11 protein-coding genes and 1 pseudogene are annotated in these 11,288 nt (G+C 69.7%); 10 read left to right on the top strand and 2 right to left on the bottom strand.

The window, feature by feature from the left end; genetic code table 11:
- The 7 genes from ACN675_RS25015 to tsaD all read left to right on the top strand — a co-directional run.
- Window positions 1–1,014, top strand: a 1,014-nt coding sequence (locus tag ACN675_RS25015) for an NAD(P)H-hydrate dehydratase (RefSeq protein WP_420753397.1), incomplete at its 5' end; no start/stop codon positions are given.
- Between the two features lie 98 nt (window positions 1,015–1,112).
- Window positions 1,113–2,294, top strand: coding sequence for an alanine racemase (alr, locus tag ACN675_RS25010; RefSeq protein ID WP_420753396.1), 1,182 nt, complete (start codon window positions 1,113–1,115; stop codon window positions 2,292–2,294).
- Complete coding sequence (locus ACN675_RS25005) at window positions 2,291–3,349, top strand: alpha/beta fold hydrolase (RefSeq protein ID WP_420753395.1); 1,059 nt, start codon at window positions 2,291–2,293, stop codon at window positions 3,347–3,349. Before alr ends, ACN675_RS25005 begins: the two co-directional genes overlap by 4 nt.
- 49 nt (window positions 3,350–3,398) lie before the next feature.
- Window positions 3,399–3,884, top strand: coding sequence for a tRNA (adenosine(37)-N6)-threonylcarbamoyltransferase complex ATPase subunit type 1 TsaE (gene tsaE / locus ACN675_RS25000; protein WP_420753398.1), 486 nt, complete (start codon window positions 3,399–3,401; stop codon window positions 3,882–3,884).
- Between the two features lie 29 nt (window positions 3,885–3,913).
- Window positions 3,914–4,579 (top strand): tRNA (adenosine(37)-N6)-threonylcarbamoyltransferase complex dimerization subunit type 1 TsaB, encoded by a 666-nt coding sequence (tsaB, locus tag ACN675_RS24995; RefSeq protein WP_420753394.1) that lies wholly within the window; start codon window positions 3,914–3,916, stop codon window positions 4,577–4,579.
- A complete protein-coding gene (gene rimI, locus ACN675_RS24990) occupies window positions 4,576–5,055 on the top strand; it encodes a ribosomal protein S18-alanine N-acetyltransferase (protein WP_420753393.1) in 480 nt (159 codons plus the stop codon). Before tsaB ends, rimI begins: the two co-directional genes overlap by 4 nt.
- Window positions 5,052–6,086 (top strand): tRNA (adenosine(37)-N6)-threonylcarbamoyltransferase complex transferase subunit TsaD, encoded by a 1,035-nt coding sequence (tsaD, locus tag ACN675_RS24985; protein ID WP_420753392.1) that lies wholly within the window; start codon window positions 5,052–5,054, stop codon window positions 6,084–6,086. Before rimI ends, tsaD begins: the two co-directional genes overlap by 4 nt.
- 6 nt (window positions 6,087–6,092) lie before the next feature.
- Here tsaD and ACN675_RS24980 read toward each other — a convergent pair whose 3' ends face one another.
- Window positions 6,093–7,673: an Hsp70 family protein gene (locus tag ACN675_RS24980; RefSeq protein ID WP_420753391.1), complete on the bottom strand. Its 1,581-nt coding sequence runs from the start codon at window positions 7,671–7,673 to the stop codon at window positions 6,093–6,095.
- Window positions 7,674–7,980: 307 nt separating this feature from the next.
- Between ACN675_RS24980 and groES the strand changes: the two genes are divergently transcribed.
- Window positions 7,981–8,283: a co-chaperone GroES gene (gene groES / locus ACN675_RS24975; RefSeq protein WP_068154369.1), complete on the top strand. Its 303-nt coding sequence runs from the start codon at window positions 7,981–7,983 to the stop codon at window positions 8,281–8,283.
- 85 nt (window positions 8,284–8,368) lie between these two features.
- On the top strand, window positions 8,369–9,985 hold the full coding sequence (gene groL, locus ACN675_RS24970; protein WP_420753390.1) for a chaperonin GroEL: 1,617 nt from the start codon (window positions 8,369–8,371) through the stop codon (window positions 9,983–9,985).
- An 82-nt stretch (window positions 9,986–10,067) separates the two neighbouring features.
- Here the strand turns inward: groL and ACN675_RS24965 are convergent, their stop codons facing one another.
- Window positions 10,068–10,361 (bottom strand): WhiB family transcriptional regulator, encoded by a 294-nt coding sequence (locus tag ACN675_RS24965; protein ID WP_420753389.1) that lies wholly within the window; start codon window positions 10,359–10,361, stop codon window positions 10,068–10,070.
- 543 nt (window positions 10,362–10,904) lie between these two features.
- Here ACN675_RS24965 and ACN675_RS24960 point away from each other — a divergent pair.
- Window positions 10,905–11,288: pseudogene (locus ACN675_RS24960) on the top strand (hypothetical protein); the annotation flags it as partial.

Raw genomic sequence — 11,288 nt, 5'->3', positions numbered from 1 at the left:
GTCGACGCGATCACCGCCCCGATCGTCGCGGTCGACACCCCCAGCGGTGTCGACCCGGACACCGGGGCCGTCGACGGCCCGGCCGTCACCGCCGCGGTCACCGTCGCGTTCGGTGCCCTCAAACCCGTGCACTCGCTCGCCGCGGCGCGGTGCGGCCGCGTCGAATTCGTGGACATCGGCCTGGACCTGCCGGTGTCGGACCTGGTCGCCGCCGAACCCTCCGAGATCGGTGCAATCTGGCCGGTGCCGGGGCCCGACGACGACAAGTACAGCCAGGGTGTCGTCGGCATCATCGCAGGCAGCGCCACCTATCCGGGTGCCGGTGTGCTGTGCACCGGTGCCGCGGTCGCCGCGACCTCCGGCATGGTCCGGTACGCCGGGACCGCAGCGGACGCGGTCCTCGCCCGGTATCCCGAGGTCGTCGCGGCACCGTCGTTCGCCGCGGCCGGACGCGCGCAGGCCTGGGTCGTCGGTCCGGGTGGCGGCACAGACGACGCGGCCGCCCAGACGCTGCGGGACGTGCTGGCCACCGACCTGCCCGTGCTCGTCGACGCGGACGGACTGACCCTGATCGCGCGCGACCCCTCCGTGGTGCGCGACCGCCCGGCTCCGACGCTGCTCACCCCGCACGCGGGGGAGTTCGCCCGGCTGACCGGATCGAGGCCGGAACCGGACCGGGTCGCCGCTGTGCGAGCGCTCGCCGCGGACTGGCAGGTCCACGTGCTCCTCAAGGGCCGGGCCACTCTGATCGCCCGCCCGGACGGGCACGTGTTCGTCAACGACGCGGGTGGTTCGTGGGCGTCGACCGCAGGCGCAGGCGACGTGCTGTCCGGTCTGATCGGGGCGCTCATGTCGGCGGGTATGGCCCCGGATCTCGCCGCTGCGGCCGGTGCCCGGGCGCACTCACTCGCCGCGAACCTCGCCGCCCGTGACGGCGTGGGCGCCGCCCCGGTGTCCGCGAGCGCGATCCTGTCGCAGGTCAGGGCCGCGGTGCGCACGCTGCGCCGGTATTGACGCCGGACCGGCGTGGTGGTCATATATGTCCGAATTGTGATCGGAACGCCACCACCAGCGCGCGGCGCTCGAATCGGGCAGTGGCAGGATCGAAGATCATGACCACGGCAGCACGCACCCAGGAACAGCACCGACACGCCCAGCCCCAGGCCGAGGCGGTGATCGACCTGGATGCGGTCGCGGACAACGTTCGTCTGCTGCGCGAGTACGCGGGGGACGCCGCGGTGATGGCCGTGGTCAAGGCCGACGGCTACAACCACGGCGCAGTGCAGATCGGGAAGACGGCGCTCGCCGCCGGCGCGCGGGAACTCGGTGTCACGACCCTCGCCGAAGCGCTGGAGCTGCGCGCGGCGGGCATCGACGCGCCCGTCCTGGCGTGGCTGCACACCGTCGACGCCGATTTCGCGCCCGCGATCGCCGCCGGGATCGAGATCGGGGTGTCCTCGCCCCGTCACCTCGCCTCTGTCGCCGCCGCCGCCCGCGAGACCGGCATCACCGCGACGGTCACCGTCAAGATCGACACCGGACTCAACCGCGGTGGCGTCGCCCGCGACGAATGGCCGGACTTCCTGCGCGACCTCGGTCGCGTGCAGGCGGAGGGCGCGGTGCGGTTCCGGGGTGCGTTCTCGCACCTCGCCCACGCCGACGAACTCCATCACCCGGAGATCGACGCGCAGCGGGACCGCCTGATCGAGGCCGTCGCCGATCTGCGTCGGCAGGGCACGGCCCCGGAGGTGGTGCACCTGTCGAACTCCGCCGCCGCCGTCACCCGTCCCGACCTGCGATTCGACATGATTCGGCCCGGAATCGCGATGTACGGGTTGTCGCCGATTCCCGAGGTCGGTGACTACGGGTTCCGGCCCGTGATGACGTTGCGGACGAGGGTGGCGCTCGTGAAGAAGGTGACAGCAGGATCCGGGGTGTCCTACGGGCATCACTGGGTCGCGCCGGTGGACACCACCGTGGCGGTGTTGCCGATGGGCTACGCGGACGGAATCCGCAGGAACCTCAGCGGCCGTTTCGAGGTGTTCCTCGGTGGCCGGCTCCGGCCCCAGGTCGGCCGCGTGTGCATGGACCAGATCGTGGTGGACCTGGGCCCGGACGGCGGTGGAGTAAGCGAAGGCGATCATGCGTTGTTCTTCGGTGACGGACGCCGCGGTGAGCCCAACGCCCAGGATTGGGCGGACCTGCTGGACACGATCAACTACGAGGTCGTGACCGGGGTGGGTGGGCGCACCGTACGGACCTACATCGGTGGTGAAGGAGGCGGGTCGGAATGAGTGTGATGGGCAGGATGGGGCTTTTCGCTGCGAGCCTGGCCACGCTCGCCTCCGCGGCCGGCCTGTACGCGGTGCGATCCGCGGGCATGCCCGCCCCCGAGATCTACGCCGACGAGGACTTCGACGCGATGCTCGCTGCACCCAAGCGCATCGTCACCACCGAGGACGGGGTCGAGCTCGCCGTGCGCGAATTCGGATCCCCGCGCGCACCGCTGACCATCGTGTTCGTCCACGGATACTGCCTTCGCATGCAGTCCTGGCACCTGCAGCAGCGTTACCTCACCGAACGGTGGGGCCGCGACGTCCGGATGGTGTTCTACGACCAGCGCGGGCACGGCGAATCCGGTGCCGCCGGAGCGAAGTCCTGCACCATCGCGCAACTCGGTCGCGACCTCGGCCGCGTCATCGACGAGACCACCCCGGGTGGGCCCGTCGTGGTCGTCGGCCATTCGATGGGTGGCATGACCGCGATCGCGCTCGCCGCGCAGCGCCCCGACCTGTTCGACTCCCGGATCGTGGGTATCGGCCTGCTCTCGACCACCGCGGCCGGCCTGAGCAAGACCGGGCTCGGCCGAAACCTGGAGAACCCGGTGATCGACGGGTTCCGTTATGCCGCCCGCACCGCCCCCGGATTCGTGCAGTATGCCCGCGGCACCGCGAAGGCGATCGTCTCACCGATCCTGCGGGCCGCGTCGTACGGCACGGTCGTGAGCCCGCGGCTGGTGGAATTCTCCGACCGCATGCTCAACGAGACGTCGGTGCTGACCATCGTCAACTTCCTCCGCACTCTGGAACTGCACGACGAATCCGCCGCACTCCCGACCATCGGCAGGGTGCCGGTCCTGGTGCTGTGCGGTGACGCCGACATGGTGATCCCGTTCTCCGGCTCCGAGGAACTCGCCGCGAGTTTGCCGGACTGCGAGCTCAAGCGGGTGCGGGGTGCAGGGCACCTCGTCCAGCTGGAGTTCCCGGAGGTCGTGTCCAAGGCCCTGGACCGGCTCGTGCAACGGGCCTTCGCATACGACGCGCGCAACCGGCGGGCCGTCGGTGTCTGACCACGTGAAGGATGATGCTGTGTCCGACGACGCTGTGTCCGACGACGCCGTGTCCGACCACGCCGTGTCCGACCACACCGGCGAGCAGTACGCCGAGCTGCCGACCGTCGAGGACACCGAAGCGCTGGGCCGCCGACTCGCCGCGGACCTGCAGGCAGGTGACCTGGTGGTGCTCGACGGTCCCCTCGGCGCCGGCAAGACTGCGCTGACCAGGGGGATCGCAGCAGGTCTCGGGGTGCAGGGACGGGTCACCTCACCGACATTCGTGATCGCCCGCGAGCACCGGCCGGGGGAGCGCCCAGGCGGGAAACCGGTAGGGCTCGTGCACGTGGACGCTTACCGGCTCGGCGACGGCCCGGACGCTCTGGACGAACTCGACGCGCTCGATCTCGACACCGACCTGACCGCCGCGGTCGTCGTCGTCGAATGGGGCGAGGGACTCGTGGAGAAGCTGACCGACCGGCATCTGCGGGTGCGGTTGCGCCGCGATCCCGAATCCGATGTGCGCCGTGCCACCTGGGGCTGGGTCGGATAACGTCGTTACCGGCGGTACCCTGGGTAATCGTGCTCGTTCTCGCCGTCGATACCGCCACCCCCGCCGTGACCTCGGGGCTGGTCCGCCTCGGCGACGGCACGCCGCAGAACCTCGAGACCCTGTCGGTGCGGGTCTCCGACAATCCGCGGGGGCACGCCGAGATCCTCACGCCCCAGATCCTCGAATGCCTCGCCGAAGCCGGATGCGAATCGACGGACCTCGACGCCGTCGTCGCCGGTGTGGGTCCCGGGCCCTTCACGGGATTGCGTGTCGGGATGGCGACGGCCGCCGCGTTCGGTGACGCGCTGGGGATCCCGGTGTACGGAGTGTGCACCCTGGATGCGCTCGCCGCGGACGTGTTCGCGGCCGACGGGAACGGCCCCGATCTGCTCGTCGTCACCGACGCCCGCCGCCGCGAGGTGTACTGGGCGCGATACGCCGGTGGTCGCCGGGTGGAGGGCCCCGAGGTGCGTAAACCCGCCGACGTGACGGCCGCGCCCTCGCAGCGGGTCGCGGGTTCGCCCGCCCACACCCCGCTGTTCGACCTGCCCGCCGTGCCGGTGCACACGCCGTCGCCGGCCGGGCTGGTCTCGGTCGCCGCGCCCGAGCTGCTCGCCGCGACCGCGCCGCAGCCGTTGGTGCCGTTGTACCTGCGTCGGCCGGATGCGGTGGAGACGGCGGCCCGGAAGAAATGAGTGTGTCCATCGATGCGCTGCGCCCGGACGACGTCGAGCGTTGCGCGGAACTCGAACAGGTCTTGTTCCCCGGCGACGATCCGTGGAGTGCCGACGCGTTCCGGTCCGAACTGGCGTCCCCGCACAACCACTACGTGGCCGCCCGCGACGACGACGGTCGCCTGATCGGCTACGCCGGGCTGGCTCGGCTCGGTACCGGCGTGCACCCCGAATCGGAGGTGCACACGATCGGTGTCGACCCGGACCTTCGGCAGCGCGGGATCGGGGGCGCGTTGCTCGACGAGCTGCTGCGTGTCGCCGATGCCTGGGGCGGCCCGGTGTTCCTCGAGGTGCGGACCGACAACGACGCGGCGATCGCGTTGTACCGGCGTGAGGGCTTCGAGATCGTGGGCACCAGGAAGCGTTATTACCAGCCGAGTGGCGCCGACGCGTACACCATGTGCCGGCCGGACCGGCGAGAGGAGCGGAAGCCGTGATCGTGATGGGCATCGAGAGCTCGTGCGACGAGACGGGTGTCGGGATCGTCCGGTGGGTCGGCGACGGCACGCTCGAACTGCTCGCCGACGAGGTGGCTTCGAGCGTCGACGAGCACGCCCGCTTCGGCGGTGTGGTGCCGGAGATCGCGTCCCGCGCGCATCTCGAGGCGATCGTCCCGACGATGCGCCGGGCGCTGGCGGCCGCCGGCATCGACAAGCCCGATGCCGTGTGCGTCACCATCGGCCCGGGCCTGGCCGGCGCGCTGCTCGTGGGTGTCGCCGCCGCGAAGGCGTACGCCGCGGCCTGGAACGTGCCGTTCTATGCGATCAACCATCTGGCCGGGCACGTCGCCGTCGACACGATCGAGAACGGTCCGATGCCGCCGTGCATCGCGCTGCTGGTTTCGGGTGGGCACACCCACCTGCTGCATGTCGAGGACCTCGGCAAGCCGATCGTCGAGCTCGGTACCACCGTCGACGACGCGGCCGGTGAAGCGTTCGACAAGGTGGCACGGCTGCTGGACCTCGGATATCCCGGTGGCCCGGTGCTTGACAAGCTGGCGCAGCAGGGCGATCCGACCGCTGTGGTCTTTCCGCGCGGCATGACCGGGCCGCGCGATGCGCGCCACGACTTCTCGTTCTCCGGTCTGAAGACCGCGGTCGCGCGGCATGTCGAAGCGTTGGAACGCGCCGGGCAGCCGGTTCCGGTCGCCGATGTCGCGGCCGGATTCCAGGAGGCGGTCGCCGACGTGCTCACCATGAAGGCGGTGCGCGCGGCTCAGGATGTCGGTGTCGACACGCTCGTGCTCGGTGGTGGCGCGACCGCGAATTCGCGGCTGCGTGCGCTCGCGCGGGAGCGGTGCGAGGCCGCCGGGATCGCGCTGCGGGTGCCGCGGCCGCGGTTGTGCACCGACAACGGCGTGATGATCGCGGCGCTCGGTGCGCACCTCATCGCCGGGGGTGCGCAGCCGTCGCTGCTGACCGCCGCCACCGATCCCGGCCTGCCGGTGTCCGTGAGCCAGGTGGTGTAACCGGGCTCATCCGCCCTCGGTGGATCCGGCCGGAGGTGATGTCTGTTCCGGTAACGCCGGTGCTTCCGGTGTTGTGGGCGTGAGTGTCGGAGCGGCCGCGTCCGGCCCGATCGGGTTCTGCCCCGGCTGAGACGTCCCCGGCGCACCGGGTTCCGTCGGTTCCGTGATGACCGGCTCCTCCGGGGTCGGTTGCGGCGTCGTCGACTCTGGTCCGGGCACCGTCGTCGGCGGTGGGGTCGTGGTCACCGGCGGGGTGGTGGTCGGCGGGGTCGGCTGCGGGGACGTGGTTCCCGTCGTGGTCGTGTCCGGAGGATCGTCGCGATCGGGGCGCTGCGTGGTCGGCGAGATCGGCGGGAGCAGCGACGTCGTGGTTTCCGGCACGGTCGTGGGCGGCATCGTCGTCCGTTCTTCGTCGTTGTCGTTGGTGACCCCGCCCGAGGGAAGCCGGGTGGGAACCGGATCGTAGGACGGGATGCGTGTCTCGGTCGGGGCGGTCGCGTCCGGCTCGACCGTGTCGGGGGTGATCGGCGGGACCGAGTCGCTGGACCCGGCGGGGGAGACGGGCCGGTCGGTGATTGCCGGCTCCGCGACTTGATCGGTTGCGTAACCGGCGACGAGTGCCCCGGCGACCAGCGCGCCGAGGAGCACCCCGGCAGTGCGGCCCGAGGAGCGGGACGCACCGGACTCGGTACTCCCGACGAGCGGGTAGCGGTCGAGGTGGGGGTGATCGTCCAGATACGCGGCGCCGTGCGCGGGAACGGTCGCGGGTTCGTCGACAGTGACTGCGGGACCGCCGAACGCGGCGGTGACCGCTGCGGCCAGCGCCGGAAGGGACGATGCGCCGCCGACGAGCACGAGCGCCTGTGGCGTGGTCGGGGCGGCGGCGCAGGTCCGGGCGGTGAACTCCGCGGCCTCCCCGACCAGGTCCGCGACCAGCTCGTCGACGTCGGTGCGGGTGACCGTGACGGACACGCCCGGTCCGGCCTCACCGATCTCGATGTGGGCGGTGTCGCCGGCGGTGAGGGCTTCGAGTGCCCCCAGGCAGCGCGCCGAGAGCAGTTCGGCATCGACCGGCATGCGGGTGCGGACACCGTCCGTGGATCGGTGGACGTGGTCGACGAGCCGTCCGGTGATCGTTTCGCCGCCGACCGCGTCGGTGCGGTCGGTGTGCAGGACCGTGCCGTCGGCCCGGTCGACGACCGACACACTCATCCCGGACGCGCCGACGTCGGCGATCGCGATCGCGCCGTCGGAGTGCGCCAGTCCGGTGGTGTGCAGGTAGGTGACGACCGCGGTCGTTTCCGGGATCAACCGTACGAGGCGGCCCTCGCGGTTCGCGGCGGCGCGGACGGAGTCGGCTTGTTCGGTGGTGCGGTAGGCGACCGTGACGACTTCGGGGGCCGGAATGTCGGCGATCTGCGTCGTCATCAGCGTGACCGCGTCGAAGACGAGGTCCCCGAGGTCGCGATGATCGTGCGTGTCGGCTGCGAGTTCGCGGTATTCGGTGGTCCGGCCTTGCGGCGCGTCGATCACCAGCGCGGAACCCACCCCGGATGCTCCGGTGGAGATCCCCAGCGACGTGCGCATTGTTTACCTTCCGAGCGTGACCGGAGGCCAAGGAGCTCGTGTGCACCTCGATAGGTCACCGTATGGTCACGCTTCGTGTCTCTGTTATCCGAACGTAACAGAAGGACGGCACGACGCGCCGAGTACGAGTAAGCGCCCGGAAGCCTTGAGTGCTGGCACTCGCATGTATAGAGTGCTAGTGACACCGAGCGTCGGCCCGGCACCCGCGACGACGGGACCTCGCGCGGAGTCTGTGGTGACTGAACGAATCCGAGTCCGGGAGCACAAGTTTCCGGACCCAAGTACCCCTGAAAGTGGAGGGCTCATCGTGGCGAGCGTGAACATCAAGCCGCTCGAGGACAAGATCCTCGTCCAGGCCAACGAGGCCGAGACGACGACTGCCTCCGGCCTCGTCATTCCGGACACGGCGAAGGAGAAGCCCCAGGAGGGCACCGTCGTCGCCGTCGGACCCGGCCGCTGGGACGAGGATGGCGACAAGCGCATCCCCCTGGATGTCAAGGAAGGCGACGTCGTCATCTACAGCAAGTACGGCGGAACCGAGATCAAGTACGCAGGCCAGGAGTACCTGATCCTGTCGGCTCGCGACGTGCTGGCCGTCGTCGCGAAGTAAGCCGCGTGCATTCCGCCCCGGAGTTCCTCAACGGACCCGGGGCGGAGTCCGTTCCGGAGAAATTCGACAGGAGTAGTCGGAGAACATGTCCAAGCAAATCGAGTTCAACGAGACCGCGCGGCGCGCGCTCGAGCGTGGCGTCGACCGCCTCGCCGACGCCGTCAAGGTCACGCTCGGCCCGCGCGGGCGGCACGTCGTGCTCGCCAAGGCGTTCGGCGGTCCGACCGTCACCAACGACGGTGTGAGCATCGCCCGCGAGATCGAGCTGGAGGATCCGTTCGAGAACCTCGGTGCCCAGCTCGTCAAGAGCGTCGCCACGAAGACCAACGACGTCGCCGGCGACGGCACGACGACCGCGACCGTCCTCGCGCAGGCTCTGGTCAAGGCCGGCCTGAAGAACGTCGCCGCGGGTGCCAACCCGATCGCGCTCGGTGCGGGTATCGCCAAGGGTGCCGACAAGGTCGCGGAGGCACTGCTCGCGCTCGCGACCCCGGTGCACGGCAAGGAGGCCATCGCGCAGGTCGCGACGGTTTCGTCCCGCGACGAGGAGATCGGTGCGCTGGTCGGTGAGGCCCTCAGCACCGTCGGTGAGAACGGTGTCGTCACGGTCGAGGAATCCTCGACGCTGCACACCGAACTGGTCGTCACCGAGGGCGTTCAGTTCGACAAGGGCTACCTGTCGCCGTACTTCGTCACCGACGTCGACGCTCAGCAGGCGGTCCTCGAGGACGCGCTGGTGCTGCTCTACCGCGAGAAGATCAGCTCGCTGCCGGACTTCCTGCCGCTGCTCGAGAAGATCGCCGAGTCCGGCAAGCCGGTCCTGATCATCGCCGAGGACATCGAGGGTGAGGCACTTTCGACGCTGGTCGTCAATGCGATCCGCAAGACCCTCAAGGCCGTTGCCGTCAAGGCTCCGTACTTCGGCGACCGCCGCAAGGCGTTCCTGGAGGACCTCGCCGTCGTCACCGCGGGCACCGTCATCAATTCCGATCTCGGCCTGACCCTCAAGGACGCCGGGCTCGAGCTGCTCGGTTCCGCCCGCCGCGTCGTGGTGAGCAAGGACAACACCACGATCGTCGACGGCGCCGGCACCCCCGAGGCCATCGAGGAGCGCGCCGCCCAGCTGCGCCGTGAAATCGAAGCCACGGACTCGGATTGGGATCGGGAGAAGCTCGAAGAGCGCCTGGCCAAGCTCGCCGGTGGCGTTGCCGTCATCAAGGTCGGTGCGGCCACCGAGACCGACCTCAAGGAGCGCAAGTTCCGCGTCGAGGACGCGGTGAACGCCGCCAAGGCCGCCGTCGAGGAGGGCATCGTCCCCGGTGGCGGCTCGGCACTGGTGCAGGCGTCGCTCGAGCTCGCCGAGCTCGAGGCGTCCCTGTCGGGAGACGAGGCCACCGGCGTCGCGGTTCTGCGGACGGCGCTGTCGGCCCCGCTGTTCTGGATCGCGGCCAATGCGGGACTCGACGGCTCCGTCGTGATCTCCAAGGTCGCCGAGAGCCCGAAGGATCACGGTTTCAACGCCGCGACGCTCACCTACGGCGACCTGCTCGCCGACGGTGTCGTCGACCCGGTCAAGGTGACGCGTTCGGCGGTCGTCAACGCCTCGTCCGTCGCCCGCATGGTGCTCACCACCGAGAGTGCGGTCGTCGACAAGCCCGAGGAAGCTGCCGACGCCGGCCACGGTCACGGCCACGCCCACTAGGCGACCGACACCAGGTCACGCGACAGACACGAAGCCCCGCCCGGGAGTCCCGGGCGGGGCTTCGTCGTCTGGTTCGAATCAGTCAAACAGCGATCTTGCGGCGCCTGTGTCGCGCGTACATTTCGCGCTCGGTCTCGGACATCCCTCCCCAGATGCCGTATGGCTCGGCGACATTGAGAGCATGCTCCCGGCACTGGGCGATCACCGGGCAGCTGCGGCACATCTCCTTGGCGCGGCTCTCCCGCTGGGCGCGAGCGCGTCCGCGCTCGCCGTCCGGGTGGAAGAACATCGAGGAGTCCACGCCGCGACACAGGCCGTGCATCTGCCAATCCCAGATGTCCGCGTTGGGTCCGGGCAGGTGATGTGGTGCAGGCATGGTGGCACTCCTTTGCAGCATGCTCGCGTTGGTGCGAGCGGACCGTGGCCGGGAACCGCGTCCCGGCCGACCATTCTTTCGAACACGGTCACCGTAAAAGCGCGATGCAAATCACGTCAATACTTCCGTGACGTGGGAAATTCCATATCGCTCACCGCGAGAATTAACCTGCGAAATGTTTACTTCGAGGTCGATTCATGATTGGCTGTCGTTTGGCTCTGGCCTGCTGCGATGTCCGGGATGACCCCGGCAATTCCCCCGATGCGCCGTTCACCTGCGATTTTGTAGGTCGTCCCGTTCTTTCGGCCGCCGCATCGGTCGTATCTTCCCTGAAATCTCGAGCCCGGCAGCGTACATGCAGCCTGTTTGAAATTAACGGACTGTAAACGGCCGGGGAATGGTGTGCGAAGGCCGGAATTCGCAGTCGATATATTTGCGCTCTCGGTGCTTGTTTCTCGCCGGTAGGGGACCGGGGATGTCCGGTCGCGACGATGATGCAATGATTTCGGCGTGTCCGCGACCGTTGCACATGCGCGCCCGACTGTGGTCCCCGCCGAGGATGCCGTCTCCGCCGAGAACGCCGTCCTGACGGCTGCGGCATTCGGGGACAGGCCGGGCGCGAGCCCGCTGCCTGCCGCGACCGATCCCCACCGGCGATGGCTCCGCGCGGTCGCTCTGGCCGGCCAGGGCTTCTACAGCGGTGCCCGGGCGGAACTGACGCGACTGCAACGCGAAGTCACGGAAGGTCCCCTGGCATCCCTCGCGGCGAGCACCGAGGCCTCGCTGTTACGTCAGCTCGGATGGCACCGGCAGGCCGCGGCGCACGACGGGCGCGCGTTCGCGCTGGCCCGCGCGGCCGTTCCGCGGCTTCCGGAGGAGACGAACCGCATCGTCGAAGCGCAATGCGACGCCCTGACCGGTCTGGCC

It is taken from the genome of Rhodococcus sp. O3, from assembly GCF_048897285.1.
In the GTDB taxonomy this organism is placed as follows: Bacteria; Actinomycetota; Actinomycetes; order Mycobacteriales; family Mycobacteriaceae; genus Rhodococcus.
This window is presented reverse-complemented; position numbering and strand designations above follow the sequence as displayed.

Excerpts from the sequence above, each read along its gene's own strand:
- ACN675_RS25005 (WP_420753395.1), top strand. The coding sequence starts at position 2,291 with ATGAGTGTGATGGGCAGGATGGGGCTTTTCGCTGCGAGCCTGGCCACG.
- ACN675_RS24980 (WP_420753391.1), bottom strand. The coding sequence starts at position 7,673 with ATGCGCACGTCGCTGGGGATCTCCACCGGAGCATCCGGGGTGGGTTCC.
- alr (WP_420753396.1), top strand. The coding sequence starts at position 1,113 with ATGACCACGGCAGCACGCACCCAGGAACAGCACCGACACGCCCAGCCC.
- groL (WP_420753390.1), top strand. The coding sequence starts at position 8,369 with ATGTCCAAGCAAATCGAGTTCAACGAGACCGCGCGGCGCGCGCTCGAG.
- rimI (WP_420753393.1), top strand. The coding sequence starts at position 4,576 with ATGAGTGTGTCCATCGATGCGCTGCGCCCGGACGACGTCGAGCGTTGC.
- ACN675_RS24965 (WP_420753389.1), bottom strand. The coding sequence starts at position 10,361 with ATGCCTGCACCACATCACCTGCCCGGACCCAACGCGGACATCTGGGAT.